Origin of the sequence: Mucilaginibacter sp., from assembly GCF_028287845.1 — a bacterium.
Lineage (GTDB): Bacteria > Bacteroidota > Bacteroidia > Sphingobacteriales > Sphingobacteriaceae > Mucilaginibacter.
This window is the reverse complement of record NZ_JAQBOW010000162.1, coordinates 1-19,325: the sequence shown is the minus strand read 5'-3', so window position 1 is coordinate 19,325 and position 19,325 is coordinate 1. Positions and strand designations below refer to the sequence as shown.

The 19,325-nt window shown below is 40.9% G+C and carries 20 protein-coding genes; 13 read left to right on the top strand and 7 right to left on the bottom strand.

Translation table 11 applies throughout. From position 1 onward, the window contains the following. Nucleotides 1-43: 43 nt before the first annotated feature. Genes JWP71_RS16065 through JWP71_RS16040 form a run of 6 tightly spaced genes read left to right on the top strand, consistent with a single transcriptional unit; the run spans nt 44 to nt 7,390 of the window. The gene (locus JWP71_RS16065) at nt 44-514 is read left to right on the top strand and encodes a MarR family transcriptional regulator (RefSeq protein WP_299502018.1); all 471 of its coding nucleotides are present in this window, start codon (nt 44-46) and stop codon (nt 512-514) included. A gap of 12 nt (nt 515-526) precedes the next feature. Then, entirely contained in the window at nt 527-1,612 is a 1,086-nt protein-coding gene (locus JWP71_RS16060; protein WP_299502016.1) for an efflux RND transporter periplasmic adaptor subunit, read from the top strand. A gap of 6 nt (nt 1,613-1,618) precedes the next feature. Continuing rightward, on the top strand, nt 1,619-4,747 hold the full coding sequence (locus JWP71_RS16055) for an efflux RND transporter permease subunit (RefSeq protein ID WP_299502014.1): 3,129 nt from the start codon (nt 1,619-1,621) through the stop codon (nt 4,745-4,747). Nucleotides 4,748-4,803: 56 nt separating this feature from the next. Then, complete coding sequence (locus JWP71_RS16050; protein WP_299502011.1) at nt 4,804-6,123, top strand: TolC family protein; 1,320 nt, start codon at nt 4,804-4,806, stop codon at nt 6,121-6,123. 29 nt (nt 6,124-6,152) lie between these two features. Beyond that, nucleotides 6,153-6,533, top strand: a complete 381-nt coding sequence (locus JWP71_RS16045) for a response regulator (RefSeq protein ID WP_299502009.1) — start codon at nt 6,153-6,155, stop codon at nt 6,531-6,533. Then, nucleotides 6,530-7,390 (top strand): N-acetylglucosamine kinase, encoded by an 861-nt coding sequence (locus JWP71_RS16040; protein WP_299502007.1) that lies wholly within the window; start codon nt 6,530-6,532, stop codon nt 7,388-7,390. Before JWP71_RS16045 ends, JWP71_RS16040 begins: the two co-directional genes overlap by 4 nt. A 59-nt stretch (nt 7,391-7,449) precedes the next feature. Here the strand turns inward: JWP71_RS16040 and JWP71_RS16035 are convergent, their stop codons facing one another. The 3 genes from JWP71_RS16035 to rsmI are packed head-to-tail and all read right to left on the bottom strand — an operon-like array spanning nt 7,450 to nt 10,117. Continuing rightward, nucleotides 7,450-7,725 carry a GIY-YIG nuclease family protein gene (locus JWP71_RS16035; protein WP_299502332.1) on the bottom strand — a complete coding sequence of 92 codons (276 nt, stop codon included), beginning with the start codon at nt 7,723-7,725 and terminating at the stop codon, nt 7,450-7,452. Between the two features lie 39 nt (nt 7,726-7,764). Further along, complete coding sequence (lnt, locus tag JWP71_RS16030; RefSeq protein ID WP_299502005.1) at nt 7,765-9,408, bottom strand: apolipoprotein N-acyltransferase; 1,644 nt, start codon at nt 9,406-9,408, stop codon at nt 7,765-7,767. Between the two features lie 31 nt (nt 9,409-9,439). Further along, the gene (gene rsmI, locus JWP71_RS16025; RefSeq protein ID WP_299502330.1) at nt 9,440-10,117 is read right to left on the bottom strand and encodes a 16S rRNA (cytidine(1402)-2'-O)-methyltransferase; all 678 of its coding nucleotides are present in this window, start codon (nt 10,115-10,117) and stop codon (nt 9,440-9,442) included. Between the two features lie 130 nt (nt 10,118-10,247). On the opposite strand from rsmI, the gene serS reads away from it, so the two are divergent. Continuing rightward, nucleotides 10,248-11,519, top strand: coding sequence for a serine--tRNA ligase (gene serS, locus JWP71_RS16020; RefSeq protein WP_299502003.1), 1,272 nt, complete (start codon nt 10,248-10,250; stop codon nt 11,517-11,519). Here serS and JWP71_RS16015 read toward each other — a convergent pair. After that, the gene (locus JWP71_RS16015) at nt 11,516-11,920 is read right to left on the bottom strand and encodes a hypothetical protein (RefSeq protein ID WP_299502001.1); all 405 of its coding nucleotides are present in this window, start codon (nt 11,918-11,920) and stop codon (nt 11,516-11,518) included. The two genes, serS and JWP71_RS16015, sit on opposite strands and share 4 nt — an antisense overlap. A gap of 125 nt (nt 11,921-12,045) precedes the next feature. Here JWP71_RS16015 and JWP71_RS16010 point away from each other — a divergent pair, with 125 nt between their 5' ends. The 5 genes from JWP71_RS16010 to JWP71_RS15990 all read left to right on the top strand — a co-directional run bounded on the left by JWP71_RS16010 (nt 12,046) and on the right by JWP71_RS15990 (nt 15,757). Next, complete coding sequence (locus JWP71_RS16010; RefSeq protein ID WP_299502329.1) at nt 12,046-12,381, top strand: tRNA-binding protein; 336 nt, start codon at nt 12,046-12,048, stop codon at nt 12,379-12,381. Continuing rightward, on the top strand, nt 12,381-12,848 hold the full coding sequence (locus tag JWP71_RS16005; RefSeq protein WP_299501999.1) for a nucleoside deaminase: 468 nt from the start codon (nt 12,381-12,383) through the stop codon (nt 12,846-12,848). The genes JWP71_RS16010 and JWP71_RS16005 overlap by 1 nt, the downstream gene beginning before the upstream one ends. Nucleotides 12,849-13,018: 170 nt before the next feature. After that, a complete protein-coding gene (locus JWP71_RS16000) occupies nt 13,019-13,627 on the top strand; it encodes a superoxide dismutase (protein WP_299501997.1) in 609 nt (202 codons plus the stop codon). Nucleotides 13,628-13,743: 116 nt separating this feature from the next. Continuing rightward, complete coding sequence (locus JWP71_RS15995) at nt 13,744-14,739, top strand: zinc-binding dehydrogenase (RefSeq protein WP_299501995.1); 996 nt, start codon at nt 13,744-13,746, stop codon at nt 14,737-14,739. A 4-nt stretch (nt 14,740-14,743) separates the two neighbouring features. Further along, the gene (locus JWP71_RS15990) at nt 14,744-15,757 is read left to right on the top strand and encodes a ferredoxin--NADP reductase (protein WP_299501993.1); all 1,014 of its coding nucleotides are present in this window, start codon (nt 14,744-14,746) and stop codon (nt 15,755-15,757) included. Between the two features lie 3 nt (nt 15,758-15,760). On the opposite strand, the gene JWP71_RS15985 is transcribed toward JWP71_RS15990, so the two are convergent. Both JWP71_RS15985 and JWP71_RS15980 read right to left on the bottom strand, forming a co-directional pair. Beyond that, nucleotides 15,761-16,321: a hypothetical protein gene (locus tag JWP71_RS15985; protein ID WP_299501991.1), complete on the bottom strand. Its 561-nt coding sequence runs from the start codon at nt 16,319-16,321 to the stop codon at nt 15,761-15,763. 59 nt (nt 16,322-16,380) lie between these two features. Continuing rightward, nucleotides 16,381-16,914, bottom strand: a complete 534-nt coding sequence (locus JWP71_RS15980) for a YfiT family bacillithiol transferase (RefSeq protein WP_299501989.1) — start codon at nt 16,912-16,914, stop codon at nt 16,381-16,383. A 344-nt stretch (nt 16,915-17,258) separates the two neighbouring features. Between JWP71_RS15980 and JWP71_RS15975 the strand changes: the two genes are divergently transcribed. Further along, nucleotides 17,259-18,575 (top strand): FAD-dependent oxidoreductase, encoded by a 1,317-nt coding sequence (locus JWP71_RS15975; RefSeq protein WP_299501987.1) that lies wholly within the window; start codon nt 17,259-17,261, stop codon nt 18,573-18,575. 18 nt (nt 18,576-18,593) lie between these two features. Here JWP71_RS15975 and JWP71_RS15970 read toward each other — a convergent pair. Further along, nucleotides 18,594-19,325 (bottom strand): HAMP domain-containing sensor histidine kinase (locus JWP71_RS15970; protein WP_299501985.1); only part of this gene is annotated, 732 nt, incomplete at its 5' end.

The following is a 19,325-nucleotide window of genomic DNA, read 5'->3' as shown; positions in this document are numbered from 1 at the left end:
GCAACTATTAAGATTCGTAACTAATTACATTTATGACCTAATTATGAAGGTAAAGTTAATTGAACCTATATCACGTAAACTGTTGGTTTTGGGCAGGGCCTATTTAAGTGTATTGAGTGCCCAGATGGAACATTTAGATATAAATCGTTTTTATTATGCACTAACGGTAATATGTTTTTATGATGGCGAGCTTACGCAAAAAGCGCTGGCAGAAAAACTGGGCAAGGATAAATCTGTAATAGTAAATGTTATTGATACACTTACCGAGAAGGGATTTGTTTATAGAGAAATTAATCCCGCCGACAGAAGGCAGCATTTATTACGGGTGACAGAAAAAGCAAAAAAAGCAGTACCTCAAATAATTGAAGCATTTGAAATAATGAACAGTAGTGCCGCGCACGACATATCTGCTCATGATATGGAGATATTTGAAAACGTATTACATAAAATTAAAAACAACCTAGGTCAGTTTTCAATAAAACAAACCAAACCAAACCAACAAAACCTTATCTAACAATTAGTATATATGAAAACAAAGTATATTATATACACCCTGCTGGCGTTGCTTATCGCCTTTTTAATTTACAACAAATTTTTTAGCGATCATGCCAAAGCAAATGCAGCAGCAATTGCCGGGGGTAAAGGCGGCAAAAAGGGTGGCAGGGGCGGCCCCGTACCTGTTAAGGTAATGATTGTTAAAGACACATCTTTAAATAATACTATTGATATAACCGGCAGTATAGATGCCAACGAAAAGGTAAATTTGATAAGTGAAACAGCGGGTAACATAACCGGAATATACTTTACAGAAGGCAGCAGGGTAAAAAAAGGCCAGTTATTGGTTAAAGTATACAATCAGGATCTGGTAGCATCATTAAAACAAAACGATTACCAGATAGCATTGGCTAAACAAAATGAATATCGCAACAAAATATTATTGCAAAAAGAAGCAATAAGCCAACAAGAATATGATACTTCGCTAACCTCGTTAAATACGTTAAGAGCGCAAAGTGATGTGGTTAAGGCACAAATAGCTAAAACCGAAATTAGGGCGCCATTCTCTGGCACCATTGGTTTGCGTAATGTTAGTCCGGGTGGTTATCTTTCGCCTAACACAGCCATAGCATCACTGGTAAATATTGACCCTGCTAAAGTTACTTTTTCTGTTCCCGAAAGGTATTTGCCATTAATTAACGTAGGTGGAAAAATTACTTTCAATGTTGAAAGCTCAAGAGATAATTTCAAAGCATCTGTGTATGCTATCGAGCCATCTATTGATCTAAACTCGCGTACCATTACGGTGCGTGCAAAAGCACCAAATCCTAAGGGGCTACTTACAGCAGGCGGCTTTGCCAAAATAAATTTAGCTTTAGATCAAATACCTAAAACTATTATGGTACCAACCGAATGTGTTATACCAGATTTAAAAAGCAGTAAGGTATATGTAGTTCACAATGGCCAGGCTACAGCTAAGATGGTTAAAACAGATTTGCGTACCGATACCCGGATACAGGTAATAAGCGGTTTAGAGCCGGGTGATAGTTTGATCATATCGGGCATTATCCAATTGCGCGCCAAAGCTCCTGTAAAAATTATTAAAGTAATTAAATAAGCTGCAATGAGTTTATCGTCAGTTAGTATAAAAAGGCCGGTACTGGCAACGGTTTTATCCGTTGTAATAGTTGTATTTGGTGTAATAGGATACAATTTTTTAGGTATTCGTGATTTTCCTTCGGTCGATCCGCCAATTATCACAGTTTCCACAAGTTATTCCGGTGCAAACTCTGATGTAATAGAATCGCAAATTACCGAGCCATTAGAAAAAGCAATTAACGGTGTACCCGGTATACGTAATATATCATCTACAAGCTCTGTAGGCAGCAGCCAGATCACTGTTGAATTTAACCTTGATGCCGACCTGGAAACAGCAGCTAATGATGTGCGCGATAAAGTTGGCCAGGCCCAGCGTCAGTTACCGCAGGACATTAATGCCCCGCCGGTAGTTACCAAGGCCGATGCAAGTGCCGATAATATTATTACGCTCACCGTAAGCAGCGATACCCGTAATATCACACAGGTTGATGATTATGCCGAAAACGTTTTGCAGGAAGGTTTACAAACCATATCTGGTGTTAGTGCAATCAATGTACAGGGACAGCGCCAGTATGCTATGCGTTTATGGATAGATCCGGGTAAGCTGGCATCATTAGGTTTAACAGCTACGGATATTACCAACGCCTTAAATATTGAGAACGTAGAGTTACCTGCTGGTAAAATTGAAGGTAATAATACCGAAGTTATTATCAGGGCGATAGGCAAACTATCTACCGAAAAAGATTTTAACAATTTAATTATCAGGGCAGATAGCAACCGGGTTATCCACTTAAGCGATGTAGGTTACGCCGTATTAGGATCGGCCAATGAAGAAACGGCTTTTAAAGATTCGGGCATACCGCAGGTTGCTTTGGCTCTTGTGCCGCAACCCGGAGCAAATTATGTACAAATAGCTAAAGACTTTTATGTAAGGCTGGCCCAGATACAAAAAGACCTGCCGGCAGATATACACGTAAAAGTAGCGTTGGATAATACCAAGTTTATTAACCAGTCTATCAGCGAAGTGGAAGAGACCCTGGCGGTATCATTCATACTGGTGGTAATTATCATTTACCTGTTCTTTAGGGATTGGCTTATAGCGTTCCGCCCGTTAATTGATATTCCGGTATCATTAATAGGGGCCTTCTTTATCATGTATGTTTTTGGTTTCTCTATTAATATATTAACACTGCTGGGTATTGTGCTTGCCACGGGGCTGGTGGTTGATGATGGTATTGTGGTCACGGAGAATATTTATAAAAAGGTGGAACAGGGTATGGCTATCCGAAAAGCGGCTTTTGAAGGGTCTGCCGAAATATTTTTCGCGGTGATATCAACTTCGGTTACGCTGGCGGCGGTGTTTTTACCTATCGTATTCTTACAAGGCTTTACGGGCCGGTTGTTCCGCGAGTTTGCGGTGGTGGTAGCAGGTGCGGTATTAATATCGGCTTTTGTATCTCTTTCATTAACACCCATGTTAAATGTTAAGCTGATAAGGAAGAATTCAAAAAAATCTAAATTCTACGAAAGGACCGAACCGTTTTTTGTAAACATGACCAACTCTTATACAGAGACTCTGGTCAAGTTTATGAAACACAGGTGGATATCAATAGTTATATTGGTGGCGTCTATAGCCATTATTGCTATCCTGTCTAAATTTATCCCGTCGGAGTTAGCACCATTGGATGACCGTAGCTTACTCCGTTACTCGGTAACAGGGTCAGAAGGCGCATCATACGAGTTCATGACCAAATATATGGACAACGTTGCCAACCTGGTTGATGATTCCATACCCGAAGCAAATGTAAACCTGGAGTTTGTTGCTGCCGGTGGTGGTGGCGGTGGTGCTGTTAACAATGGTTTTGGCCGTATTGGATTGGTTCCGCCAGATCAGCGCAAGCGCAGTCAACAAGAAATAGCCGATTTCCTGAATAAAAAACTGAGCCGGTTTCCGGATGCAAGGGCTATTGTGGTACAAGAACAAACTATAAGCGGTGGCGGTAGTGGTGCGCGTACTTCATTGCCGGTACAATTTGTTATTCAAAACCAGGATTTTGAGAAAATACGTAAAGTATTGCCTGACTTTTTTGCCGAGGTGTCAAAGAGTCCGGTTTTCCAGAATACGGATGTTAATTTAAAATTTACTAAACCAGAGTTAAGAGTAGTTACCGATAGGGATAGGGCACGTGATATGGGGGTATCGGTATCAGATATTGCGCAGGCGCTGCAATTGTATTATAGCGCCGGGCGTTTAGCATATTTCCTTATTAACGGTAAACAATACCAGGTAATTGCACAGGCCGACAGGGCCAACCGCGATCAGCCGCTTGACCTGAAAGCTATATATGTGCGTAATGCCAAAGGTACCTTAGTACAGTTGGATAACGTTGTACATATCAGCGAGGATGCTACGCCGCCGGCTATATATCATTTTAACAGGTATAAATCTGCAACTATACAGGCGGGCTTATCGCCGGGCCATACGGTAGGTGATGGTATTACCGAGATGAACCGTATTGCCAAGAGTATGCTAGACGATACATTTAGTACCGCGCTTAGCGGCCCATCGCGTGATTATGCTGAAAGCTCATCGAACATTTTGTTTGCCTTTGCCTTTGCGTTACTATTAATATACCTGGTTCTGGCTGCACAGTTTGAAAGCTTTTTAGACCCTGTTATCGTAATGCTTACTGTACCGCTGGCAATTGCGGGCGCGTTTTTATCATTATGGCTGTTTGACCAAACGTTGAATATATTTAGCGAAATAGGTATAATAACACTTGTGGGGCTGGTAACCAAAAACGGTATCTTGATTGTTGAGTTTGCCAACCAACGCATGGAACATGGCCTGGCCAAATATGAAGCGGTGATTGAAGCGGCAACTTCGCGCCTGCGCCCAATTTTGATGACAAGTTTGGCCGTAGTATTGGGTTCTGTACCTATTGCATTGGCATTGGGTGCAGGTGCAAAAAGCCGTGTATCGTTAGGTATAGTTATTATTGGCGGTATGTTGTTCTCGCTGGTATTAACTTTATATATTATACCAATGATGTATGTGCTTATTGCATCAGATGAGCGCCATGACCCGGATGAGGTGCAACCCGGTGATGTTGATAAAGGCGGCAGAAAAAAAATAAAGATTGATAAAGAATAGAAGGACTAATAGAAGATGAATGTCATTGATTTAATACCACTGGAAAATAAAAACAGATGAAACTTAAAAAATTAGCCTGCTTCATTTTTTGCTGTATAGCATTCACTGCTACTGTTAAAGGGCAGAGCGCGCCGTTATTAACTTTAAAGGATGCCGTTGAAATAGCGTTAAAGAATAATTATAACATTAAACTGGCGCAAAACTATAGCACCATATCGCAAAATAATAATACCATAGGTAATGCCGGTTTTTTACCCGTTGTTAACGGCGACCTGACCCAAAATAACAGTATACAAACTATACAGCAAACGCGGAGTGACGGTACGGTAAACAATATCCCAAGTGCTAAAAACAGTAATTTAAGTTATGGGCCAAGTCTTAACTGGACTATTTTTAACGGCTTTGCCATGTTTGCAAATCTTGATCAGCTTAGGCAGATAAAGCAATTAAGCGATGTAAGCCTGCGGGATACAATTATCAGTACCACCGCCAGTGTAATATTAACTTACTATAGTTTGATCAATCAGTATGAGCAGATAAAGGCGCAAAATGGGGCTATTGCAATATCGCATACTCAGCTGCGCTATGCTAACGATAAGTTTTCGGTAGGCAGGGCATCACGCCTTGATGTGTTGAATGCACAAGTTAATTTAAATACAGATACTGCTACTCTATTAACACAGATACAGCAATTTAAAGCGTCAAAAATAAGTTTGAATCAATTGCTGGTACGCGATCTGCAAACCGATTTTTCGGTAACAGATACTATCATAGTTGATGAAAAACTGGTTTTAGGCGATATAATTAATAACGCGCAATCACAAAACCCGGCAATCCTGTCGTCAGAAATTAATAAACGTATTGCCGAGATCAACCTTAAGCAAGTACAGGCTACACGTTATCCATCGGTAGGCGTATTGGGCGGTTATACATGGACCAATAGTAAAACACCGGCTGGATTTACCCAAACGCAAAACGCGCACGGATTAAACTATGGTTTAACCGCGTCTATTAATATATTTAACGGTTTTAACCAATCGCGCAGAGAGCATAACGCTAAGATACAAATAGATAATGCGGCTATTGATATTAAACAAACCCGTTTAAACGTTGATGCGCAAATAAGTAATTTATACGTAACTTATCTGTCGGGATTAGACCTGGTGAAGCTGGGACAGTCAAATGTATCGATAGCTAAACGCAACCTTGATATATCATTAGATAAGTATAAAATAGGTACTATTACACCATTAGAAATACGCGAAGCACAAAGAAATTACCTGCAGGCGCAATCAACTTTCTTTGCTGCACAATACCAGGCAAAAGCAGCAGAAGTAACTTTAAAACAAATTACTAACAATATTAATATCCAATAATCAAATATTTGGTTATTTTTGAGATCTAAATGGCTGAATATTATAACACTTGCTTGCTGATTGATGACAATTACATAGATAATTTTGTCACCAGCAAGCTATTGGCCAATTGTAACTTCGCCCAAAATATAGTTGTTAGACAATCGCCTGCCGAGGCTATTGATTCCCTGCGCGATGGCAGTGTTAAACCCGATGTTATTTTTCTGGACCTGCGCATGCCCGTAATGAACGGCTTTGAGTTTTTGCAGGCGTTTGATAAGCTTGATATTGATAAGAATAACATTAAAATATTTATACTTTCATCATCACTTGATCCTACAGATATAAAGAAATCATTTGATAACAAGTACATTACCCAGTTTATTCATAAACCTCTTACTAAAAAAATACTCGACGAATTGGCTCCATGATCTTAATTGCGGATAGCGGATCATCAAAAACAGATTGGTTGCTTAAGCAGCCCGGGCATGATGCAAGGGAATTCAAAACCTCCGGCCTTAACCCTTATTTTTTAACCGAAAAAGAGATAGTAAAAATACTGCAGGACCAGGTGCCAGAAATGATGGCCTTTAATGCAGATGTTAAAGAAATATACTTTTTTGGCGCCGGCTGCTCCAGTCCGGACAGGCACGAGATACTATCAAATGCGCTGAGCCAGTTATTTGCCAAAGCCTATATAAGTGTTGACAGTGACCTGTTAGGTTCGGCCTACGCAACCTGCGGGCACGAAAAAGGGTTGTGTTGTGTATTAGGCACTGGCTCTAACATATCTTTTTTTGATGGAGAAGAAATTCACTCGGGCAAACATGGCCTGGGTTATATTTTGGGCGATGAAGGCTCTGGTACCTGGTTTGGCAAAGCCCTTATAACCGATTTTTTATATGGTATGATGCCCGATGAGGTAAATACCATTTTTAACAATACTTACCAACTAACCAAAGAAGAGGTTATTCAAAACATTTACCAAAGACCCGGCGCAAACGCCTATCTGGCATCGTTCGCACGGTTTTTAAATGTTATCCGCAGAAGCGAATATGGAAAATCACTCATTAATAAAGGGTTACAAGAGTTTATCGATACCAATATTAGATCATATCCCGAATACAATAAATATAAATGTCATTTTGTAGGTTCTATAGCCTATGTTTTCGCTACCGAGCTCACCGCCCTTTGCCAAGCCCAGGGCATAAATATTGGCAAGGTCATTAAGCAACCCATACATGATCTGCTGGCATTTATTTTGAGCAGGGAAGAGGGGGATAAGTAACCCTATCCCGTGTCATTTCGAAACGAGGTACGAGTGAGAAATCTTATACACTTCGCAAATCATTCGCTCACATCTACGTTTAAAAATCTCCAATTGGGATTGAAAGAATCAATTAATGCATCTTTCTTTTCGCGTCGGAGTTTTTTTAGTTGTTTTTCTCTTTCTATAGCGAAGACGATATGAGTAAAATGCTCGAAATAGACAAGGTTATAGCAGTAATATTTCCCTGCAAATGTTTTCGGATTTCCTTTGTTCTCGGTATGCTCAAATAGCCGCCTGCTTAAATCGTTTGTGACGCCTATATACAAAACGGTCTTTTCAGGGTTGGTTGTGATATAAAGATAAAAATTATAGTTCCATATCCTATCGCACGTTTAAGATTTCTCACTCGTACCTCGTTTCGAAATGACAGGGTGGTTATAACGCACCCTAACCAATAAAAACAAAGCAAGTAAAATAGCCAGTAAGCTTGCCGTTTTAGGCAAATAATCGCCATGCTTTACATAAAAGGTAAGGTCGGAGTTTAGGTTGATATCCTGTTTTAGCGCGGCTTTAACCCACCATTTGGTTTGCTGTACAATATCACCACGCTGGTTAATAAAAGCGCTGATACCCGTATTAGCCGACCGGCATATCCAGCGACGGGTCTCTATGGCGCGTAGCTTGGCATAATCCAGGTGCTGGTCCTTGCCTGATGTGTTTTCCCACCAGCCATCGTTGGTAATAATAGCAATAAATTGCGCTCCGTTAAGTACAGACTGTGCTACCCATTCGCCCCAGATAGATTCATAGCAAATAACCGGCGCTGCCCCTATACCGCTTTGCGCGTATAGCTCGCTTGGCTGTTCCTGTCCGGCATAGCTTCCGGTTGCACCGCCCAAATGATCAAACACCGGTTTTAAAAATGATAAGGCATCACCAAACGGTAACGACTCGGCCCCCGGCACTAGTTTAGATTTATGGTAAAAATGCACCTCGGCCGAATTTTCAATACTAACCGCCGTGTTATACCTGTCGAAAAACTGGTTACCATCATAAAGAGTGGCGGTTTTGGTTTGGCGGGTGTTAAATACCTTATAGGTTTCGGCCCCGGTTATGATTGTGCCGTTTTTGTATTTATTTAAAAAATGCTGTGCCTGTGTAAAGTAGCTGTTGGTACGGATATGTGTCTCATCAATCGGATCGGGAATAGCGGTTTCGGGCCATATAAAAAACTCGGTATTAACCTGCCCTAATGAATCAGACAAGCGGGTGAGCGTTGCAACCTGCTCATAAGGAGGTATTCCGCCGTTTTTAGCATACGGGTCAATATTAGGCTGCGCCACAACTATGTTTGATGGGTTGGACTGCTCTTGGTAAGAATAATATCTATATAAAGAACAACTCAATGGCAACATCAATACAGCAACAAATGCAATAATTAATTTTTGTCTTACCAGTTTGGTTTGCGCTTCGCGGAACCCGATATAAATTAAGAAGATCAGGATATTAATAACCCATATCCAGATCGTGCCGCCATAAACTCCTGTGTACTCATACCACTGCACCCATTGGTGCGCCACGGCAAATCCATTACCCAAAGTCATCCACGGGAAGCTAAGGTCCCAGGTTTGGTGCAGGTACTCGTAGGCTATCCAAAAGCAAACCAACCCCGCTAAGCCCCAACAACGGTTGGTAGCCAGCCTTAAACGGTAATACAGCCAACATGCGGTGGCCATTAGCAATGGCCCTAAGGTATAGGGTATAAGAGATATGGGGATAGCCACTAACGACCCCACTATCTTCAAAGAGTTATATACCCAATAAATACTTAAGGTGTTCCAGATAAAAAATCCCAAAAAAGTGGTGTTGAATATTCGCCTCCCTTTTTTGGTTGATGTGGAGTTGATGATGTTTTCTATCACTATCAACATTGGCACCAGGCCAAAAAATAAAAACACGGTAGTATAATGCATGGGCGGCCATGCTAACCACAATAACAAGCCGGAGAATATGGAAAGGAGGATGTTTTTTTTCATTAAAATATATTGTTAGTAACTGACGCTGGTTTTATTTCCCCGCAACACAAATCACAAATTCGCCTTTTACAGGATGTGTTTCAAAATAAGTTTTAACCTCGGTTACTGTACCGCGTACTGTTTCTTCGAACATCTTGGTCAATTCGCGCGATACGGATATTTGCCTGTCTGATCCAAAATAAGTAGCCATTTCATCAAGCGTTTTTAACAAACGGTGTGGCGATTCATAAAGTATAATGGTGCGCTCCTCGTCTGCTAAAAATTTATAGCGGGTTTGGCGACCTTTTTTCAAAGGCAAAAATCCCTCAAAACAAAATTTATCAGTAGGGAAACCCGAGTTAACCAGCGCGGGCACAAAGGCCGTAGCGCCGGGCAGGCATTCTACCGCTATATTATACTTCAAAGCCTCGCGCACCAGGTAAAAACCCGGATCGGATATGGCTGGTGTACCCGCATCGGATATTAAAGCGATGTTCTTGCCCTCCAGCAAAAACTTAACTATCTCGTTAGATGATTGATGCTCATTATGCTGGTGATGCGAAAAAACTTTCTGATGAATATCAAAATGCTTCAGCATAGGGGCCGATGTACGGGTATCTTCAGCCAATATCAGGTCGGCCTCTTTTAATACACGTATGGCTCTAAAGGTCATATCCTCCAGGTTGCCTATTGGGGTGGGTACAAGGTATAGTTTACCGGTTTGGTTCATGGGTTGTGAGGTTGTCCATAGTCCATGGACGATAAACCATAGCCATATGAATTTTACTAAACTCAAATAACTATGGACCATAGACTATGGACTATCGACTTATTTATATCTTTGCCTAAAAATAATATCAATGCTGCAAGTTAGTTATATCCGCGATAACAGGGAACAGGTTTTAGAACGTTTAGCTGTAAAAAATTTTAAACAGGCTAATTTAGTCGATGAAGTTATCCAATTGGATGACACTCGTCGCCAAACCCAGGCTAAATTGGATAATACATCCGCAGAAGCAAACTCGGCAGCGAAACAGATAGGCGAGTTAATGCGTAGTGGCAAAAAAGACGAGGCCGAAGCCATTAAAGCCAAAACCGGTGTTTGGAAAGAAGACATAAAAAAATACAGCGAAGAACTGGCTGCAATAGAAGAGGAACTATATCAAAAACTGGTATTACTACCCAACCTGCCGCATTCATCAGTACCAAAAGGGTTAACTCCTGAAGACAATGAAGTGGTACTGGAAAATGGCGCCGTTCCAGCATTGCCTGCCAACGCTTTACCGCATTGGGAGCTGGCTGCTAAATATAAGCTGATAGATTTTGAGTTGGGCGTTAAAATAACCGGCGCGGGCTTTCCCGTTTACACCAATAAAGGCGCCAAACTACAGCGCGCGCTTATTAACTTTTTTATTGATGAGGCCGAAAAAGCAGGTTATAGAGAAGTAAGCGTGCCATTAATGGTTAACGAAGCATCGGGCTTTGGTACAGGCCAGCTACCGGATAAGGAAGGGCAGATGTATTTTGTTAATGAAGATAACTTATACCTTATCCCCACTGCCGAAGTACCAATTACCAACCTATATCGCGATGTAATATTAAAAGCAGATGAACTGCCCGTAAAAAATTGCGGACATACACCTTGTTTCCGTCGCGAGGCTGGGTCATATGGCGCGCATGTGCGTGGCCTTAACCGTTTGCATCAGTTTGATAAAGTAGAGATTGTACAGGTGGTAAACCCCGAAACATCATACCAAGTGTTAGAGCAAATGAGCGCGCATGTACAAAGCCTGTTGCAAAAATTAGGTTTGCCTTATCGTGTACTTCGTCTTTGTGGTGGTGATATGGGTTTTGCCTCGGCCCTTACTTATGATATGGAAACCTGGAGTGCGGCGCAACAACGCTGGCTGGAGGTATCATCGGTATCAAACTTCGAAACTTTTCAGAGTAACCGTTTAAAGCTGCGTTTTCGTAATGCCGAGGGGAAAACTCAATTGGCGCATACGCTTAATGGCAGTGCTTTGGCTTTGCCACGTATAGTGGCAACATTATTAGAAAACAATCAAACAGACCAAGGCATTAAAATACCTGAGGTATTAGTGCCCTATACCAAATTTGAGTGGATAGATTAGTTATAACTTGCTTCAGCAAGTTTAGTAGTAGAAACAGTTTCGAATATATTGTTTAAAATTTTTACAGTAGCGCTTACTTTCGGCTGCTTATCTTCAGCGTAAATAAATTCCTGTACACCTAATGCCCTTAACAAGCCATCTACTTTGGTGTGCGAACTGGTTTTGTAGCAATATATCTTTAAATTATTATAAAACGGATTGGACCGGATACGGCGCAATATCTTTTCAACCTCGTTACCCATATAATTATAATCAAGCACAATACCGCATGGTTGTAATTCATGTATAGCCGGAAAAATTCGGCTTATATTGGTAACACGGACGATGTTTTTTTTAACTGGAATACTAATACTAGTTGCGGCTTCCGCCACTACAAGTAAAGGCTTAGGTTTAATTTGCATCTTCAGAATATTGTAACAAACCTATTATACGACACTAAGAATCAATTTGTTTCATTTGATTTAAAAATTATCAGGCAGCCTGTATTTTAAATAAATTACCTTTGTTTGAATCAATGGAAAACACTTTGGAAACCATAACCTGGAACGATTTTGAAAAAGTAGAGCTGCGTGTGGGAACTATCCTTGAAGCAGCAGATTTTCCCGGCGCACGCAAGCCGGCTTATAAGGTTAGGGTTGATTTTGGTGAATTTGGTATAAAATGGTCGAGCGCGCAGATCACAAAGCATTATACTAAGGAAGAACTTATCGGCAAACAAATTGTGGGTGTAATAAATTTCCCGAAAAAGCAGATAGCAAATTTCATGTCGGAGTTTTTAGTTACCGGTTTTGCCGATGAAAATGGCGATATTGTATTAACCGCGATTGATAAACAAGTGCCCAACGGCAGTAAATTGATATAATGAGATATGTTACTTTTGGCGATGAACCCGCTTTATCGCCTGATGATTTTTTTATGAACGAGGCGATAAAGGAAGCAAAGCTTGCTTTGGCCGAAGATGAAATCCCCATTGGCGCAATTGTTACCTGCCAGGGAAAAATTATTGGCCGCGGCCATAATTTAACCGAGCGGCTTAATGATGTATCTGCCCATGCAGAAATGCAGGCGCTAACCGCGGCTGCCAACTTTATGGGTGGTAAGTATTTAAAAGATTGTACACTATATGTAACCCTGGAACCCTGCGTAATGTGTGCAGGTGCATCCTACTGGTTCCAGGTAGGGAAAATAGTTTTTGGCGCCTACGATACCCGGCTGGGTTTTGGCCGCCTTAATCAAAAAATAACCCATCCTAAAACAATTATAACCGGTGGTATACGCGAAAATGAATGTGCGGAACTGGTGAGGAATTTTTTTAAAAGTAAACGATGATTGGTCCATAGACCATAGTCAATGGACCATATTTATTAATAGGTAAGTAAACCATGGACTATCGACCATCGACCATAGTCTGATAATAAATTGACATTCATTTAGAACAAAAATGATATTCACGCATTATATTTGTTGCACAATCTTTTAAACTTTTAAAATATAAAATTATGGCATTTACACTACCGGCGTTATCTTATGCTACTGATGCATTAGAACCGCACATTGATAAGCTAACCATGGAAATTCACCACGGTAAGCACCACCAGGCTTATGTTACTAACCTAAACAAAGCGCTGGAAGGTAAACCTGAGGCTGATCACAGCATTGATGATATCATTAAAAACATTTCTAAATTTCCGGCGGCTGTACGTAATAACGGTGGTGGCCATTATAACCACACCATGTTTTGGACGTTGCTTTCTCCAAGCGGAGGCGGTGAGCCAACAGGCGCTTTGGCCGATGCTATAAAAAGCACTTTCGGTTCGTTCGCCGAATTTAAAACTAAAGTATCTGACGCGGGTGCTACCCGTTTTGGATCTGGCTGGGCATGGTTAATTGTTACTGCCGATAAGAAACTTGCCATAACATCAACCCCAAATCAAGACAATCCTTTAATGGATATTGCCGAAGTAAAAGGCACACCAATTTTAGGTATTGATGTTTGGGAGCATGCTTATTACTTAAAATATCAAAACCGTCGCCCTGATTATTTGGCGGCTGTATGGAACGTGATTAACTGGAACCACGTTGCTGAGTTATATGCAAAAGCAATATAAGCAGATAAACTAATTTAAAAAGGCAGCAATCATATGCTGCCTTTTTTTGTTTTGATAACATACCCCCGCGTCATTACCACGCTATAGCTTGCAATGACGGTTTTATTAAATTTTTTATGAAAGCCAACCTCCTTGAAGCACCCGATAAGCCATTAGTATGGAAAGAGGTTGAAAACCCAACCCTTGCCCCCGGCGAAGTTTTAATAAAAATAAAAGCCGCGGCATTAAACCGTCGCGATTACTGGATAACCATAGGCAAATACGCGGGGTTAAAATATCCGGCCATATTAGGGTCAGATGGTGCCGGTGTTGTTACCGAAATAGGCGAGGGCGTTGAATCAACTTGGTTGAATAAAGAAGTAATAATTAACCCTTCTAATAATTGGGGTGAACATGAAGAATTTCAATCAACAAATTTCAAAATATTGGGGTTGCCGGATGATGGCACCTTTGCAGAGTATGTTAAAACCCGTGCAGAATACCTATACAATAAACCCACTTATTTAAGCTGGGAACAGGCAGCGGCGTTACCGCTGGCCGGTTTAACCGCTTATCGTGCATTATTTATTAAAGGTAAGGCCCAAAAAGGCGATACCGTACTAATAAGCGGGGTAGGCAGCGGCACGGGTGCTTTTGCCCTACAATGGGCGGTTGCCGCAGGTTGCAGGGTTTTTGTAACGTCGGGCAAGGGCGAAAAGATTGAAATGGCGCGACAATTGGGTGCTCTGGCAGGCGTAAATTATAAAGCGCAGGATTGGGCCGAAGAGCTAAAGCATTTAGCCGGCGGGTTTGATGTGATTATAGACAGCGCGCTTGGCGAGGGCTTTGCTAAATTCCCCGACCTGTGTAATCCTGGTGCCCGTATTGTGTTTTTTGGCGGTACCGCAGGCGACGTGCCCGCTATTAATGGCCGCAAAATATTCTGGAAGCAATTGCAATTGTTGGGTACCACGATGGGCACATCTACAGATTTTAAGAATATGCTTGATTTTATGACACAACATCAAATAGTTCCGGTAATTGATGAAGTATTCGCGTTAGCAGATGCAGCAAATGCAGTTGAAAAAATGGGCAAGTCATTGCAATTTGGTAAAATTGTATTGAGGGCCTGATAGTATGCTCGAGTTAAGGATTGAAGTTATAAAATGGGAAACAGCAGATACAGCTACATTTTATTTTGCTGAGGTATCGGGCAAAAAAATTACCTATACAGCCGGGCAATTTATTACGCTGGTATTTATGCACCATGAAGGGGAGATCCGAAGGTCGTACTCGTTAAGCTCATCGCCTGATGAAAAGTTATTGAGCATAACCGTGAAGCGCATTGCCAACGGCGAGATATCACGTTACCTGTTAACAAAGATAAAGCAGGGCGATATTATAACCGCCGTTGAACCCGCGGGCCGGTTTACCATTAAAAATTTTAAGACGCCTAAAGATATACTGCTGTTTGCCGCAGGCAGCGGGATAGTGCCGGTATTTTCGCAATTAAAATATATGTTTAATCGCCCGGGCGAAAGCCGCGTTACCTTAATTTATAGCAGCCAGGATAATGCCTCTGTTTTATTTAAAACAGAACTGGAAGAGTTGCAGGTTAAACATCCCGACAGGTTAAAAATTATTTACCTGTTAAGCAGCGAGGGTAAACGGCTCAATAATATTAATGTTGAGCAACTGGTAAAGCAAAATATACATTATAACCTTGCTAACGCGGAGTTTTACCTGTGCGGGCCATTTACCTATATGCGCATGGTACGGCTAACGCTTTTATATATGGGGTTAGAGAGCAGCCAGATACGCAAAGAAAACTTTGTACTGCAAACGGTTGCAGTTAGCAGCAGCGCCGTTAATTATCCGCCCAAAAATATCCGCATCCTGTTTAATAATGAGCTGCATGATTTGGTTGTTGGCGAAAATCAATCTATTTTACAAGCCGCTTTGCAAAACAACATTAAGCTGCCTTATAGCTGCAGGGCAGGTATTTGTTCGGCCTGTACTGCTACTTGTACCAGTGGTAAAATAGAAATGGCGGTTAACGATGTGCTAACCGATACTGATCTTGCTCATGGCCTTGTACTTACTTGCACCGGCCACCCGGTTAGTGATGATGTGGTGATAACGTTTATTTAAATTTTATACTGCTGTTTCAAGATCAGCTTTTTTCCTTTTCAACTCTATATAATTTACTATCATTCGGCTACAGGTTAGCATAAAGAACCCGATAAACGTTTTTAGCAAATAGAATACTATGTACTTTGATACGGGGCTATCTGTAAACTTCTTATATACAAGTGTGTTAGATTGCTGAAAATAGGCTAATAGCTGCTGGCAAAATAAAGGGAAGCTATCAGCTATCAATAACCCGCCAATTACCATTACAACTATTTTTAATATGGTTGAGCGATGGATATTAAACTCAAAGCGCTCATCGGTATAGCCTTTGTCTAATTGCAGTTTATCAATTAACCAATCGGTTTTGAAAATGCATAAACCAAGAATAGTTAGGTATACAATAGCTACTGTTATAGAATAAGCAACTTCAATAAATAAAATATTTTCACTACCCAACATATTAGCCTGGGTAGTGAAAATATATAAATTGCCTAAAAAATGAGGTATGGCAATTAACGATTGTAAAATAATATAGATACCCAATAACTTTATCAGGATGGTCCAAAAAGAACGTGGTGTCATAGGTTTGACTTAGGTTTATAAATCAAAGCTATTATTTTTATTTAAACAATACCTGTTTATTAAAACCTCTTTATGGTCTCCGTTATATGCGCCAAATGGTGTTTGCCATGCCACGCGTATATACTCAAATTTCTTTTTAAGGTAACGTTGGCTCCTGTTTCCGGGTGCACAAAATAGCGGTCCCATTGCACTTCGCTAAAGCTTTCAAATAAAGCTACCATGTGCTGGTGTATGCCTTCCAGCATTTTTAACGAAGGTTCAACCGGCAGGCGATAGTCGGCCAGCAGGGCCCAATCAGCTTCTTCATAGGCTTTTATTACCGTTTTCTCTTCGGTTAGCGCCCATTTAAAACGTATTAACGAGTTCATGTGGCTATCAGCCAGGTGATGCACTACTTGTCTCAGCGTCCAGCCGCCGGGGCGGTAGGGGGTATCCAGTTGTGTTTCATTCAGCGTAATTATAACCTGGCGCAGTTTGCCCGGCAGCTCTTTTATATCATTTATCCATCCGTGAATATCCTCGTTGGTGTATGATACGGGTGGCGTAAATTTGCCGATAGGGTATTTTAATTGTTCGTCTGATGTTGTGCTCATATAGTGTTTGATGTTTGATTAAAAGATATCAAAGTAGGATGTTTTTTTATTAAAATCTGTCGCATCCTGGTAAATTTTTGCAGTCTCTAAAGTTTTACCCTCGCCAAAAAACCGACCAATAAAAGTAATGCTGGCTTGGCAAACCACTTTTATTTAATTTTTTGGCCCCCCGCTCACCATACCAATAGTTATGGGATTTAATTCTACCTTGTGCCATACAAAAGCACCAAAACAAAGCTAAATACGAAAGTGGCGCATAGGTTTAAATACTTTCGTCCAGAATTTTTTATCACGAGTAAAAGGTTTGCACTAATTTAGCGTTTTGATATGTGTTTATTTAGCAAATGGCGAAAAAATTATTCCTGTTAATTCTATTTTTTAATTATTATTTCACCTACGCCGAAACTATTAAAACAGATGTGCTGGTTATTGGCAGCGGCCCCGGGGCGGTAGCTGCGGCTATGCAATGCGCTCACAGTAAAATAAAAACAATATTATTGGTTAAAGGTGGTTGGCTGGAAAGCATGCAGTCGCAAAAAATGGAGGTTATAACAACAGGTAGTAATTTACCATCCGGAATTTGGGGGCAGTTTAGAAAAGATGTACAAGACTTCTATAAAAAAACTCCCGGGTATGATACCACCTACAACGCGCCGTTAAAATTCGAACCTTATACAGGTGCGGCCATCCTGAAAAAAACAGCCGACACTACAAAAAATCTCGCCATAAAACTAAATACGCCTTATACCGCTATTAAAAAAGACGGAACAGGCTGGATTGTTAGTATAACCGTAAATGGCAAAACAGATTATATTAAAGCAAAAGTAATAATTGACGCTACCGAAACGGGCGAGGTGGTTACTACTGCAGGCGCTAAATTGCCGGCAGCAACGGCATACAACGATAATTTATACCGCACTGCTATTGTTTCGGGCGATTGTTTAAAAAAAGACGATGAGTTGTCTAAAGCGGAATACCCGCTACCTCCGGCATATTATATTCCGGTTAAAGCGCTGGTAGCGCAAGATGCTGATAATTTATTTATTGCTGATAAAGCCCTGGGGGTTGCGCCGGGCCTGCAAAATTTACCCCTGCAAATGGCAACAGGACAAGGTGTGGGAACAATGGCGGCCTTTTGCGCGTTTTTTAAAACCACCCAGAAAAATTTAAAAGTAAGGCTGATACAAGGCGAGTTATTAGACTTTAAAGGTTACATTTTGCCTTTTGAAGATATTAACCCAACCGACCGTTATTTTAGGGCCATACAGCAAATAAGCGCAACAGGATTGCTTAAAGGCACACAACAAACAAATGGCAATACTTTGCAATTTGTTTTTTTGCCAAATGCTATAGTTAATACCACAGAAATAAAACCTGTTTTAACAGAAATATACAGCCGCGCGTTTATATGGTTCAACAAGAATAAACCGGGCGAACAGTTTACCGTGGGCAACCTGTTATCTTTTATCGGCGAGATAACACTTACCGAACCTCAGGCATTTCAAACCACTATACAAAAGGAGTGGAAAACAAAGTATAAGTTCGCTTCGGATTTTGATATGAACCGGCCCATTACCCGCCGCGAGTTTGCTATACTGGCCAACCAGTTTCTTAACCCGTTTGCAAGGGTTGTTGATCTGGATGGGAGAATGGTGAATTAGGTTTGCACCTTACGAGCATCAAACCGCCCCTTCATCCCCCACCGGTAAGCTAAAACATAGTTCTGTACCCACCCCCAAACTGCTTTTTGCCCAAATTTTACCATTATGTTTCTCAATTAGGTCCTTGCAAAATAAAAGACCCATACCGGTACCGCTTTCGTTTTCGGTACCATTCGAGCTGTTAACCTGGCTTTTAAACAGCGTATTTAAAAACTCGTCACTCATTCCAACCCCGTTGTCTTTTAAGCAAAATATAACTTCAGCATCCTGTACGTATGATGTTGCTTCGATAATATCGTTGCGGTTTGAAAACTTAATGGCATTGGTTAAAAAATTATGAATTACTATCCTTGTAGCATTCGGATCAGCGAATGCAATAGCATCGGTTGCCATTTTAACGTGTACACTAATGTTTTTCTGCTTTAGCTTATCCTCCATATGTACAAGTTCGCGGGTAATTAAATCATCAATATAAAAACTCTTAATGGTGTTTTCTGTGCGGTCAACCTGGCTGTTTATCCAAAATAATAAGGTATCTAAAAAGTCAGAGGTATGCTCAAGGGTGTTAAATACCCTTGGGGTCATTTCAATAAATTCTTCGCGTGTAATAGCATCATCGGTCATTAAATTAAATAAACCTCTCAGGGTACTAATAGGCGCCCTTAAAACATGGGCCAGCACACCAATTAGCCTGTCTTTTAATAAGTTAAGTTCGTTTAATTTGGCTGTTTGAATACTCAGGATTTCCTG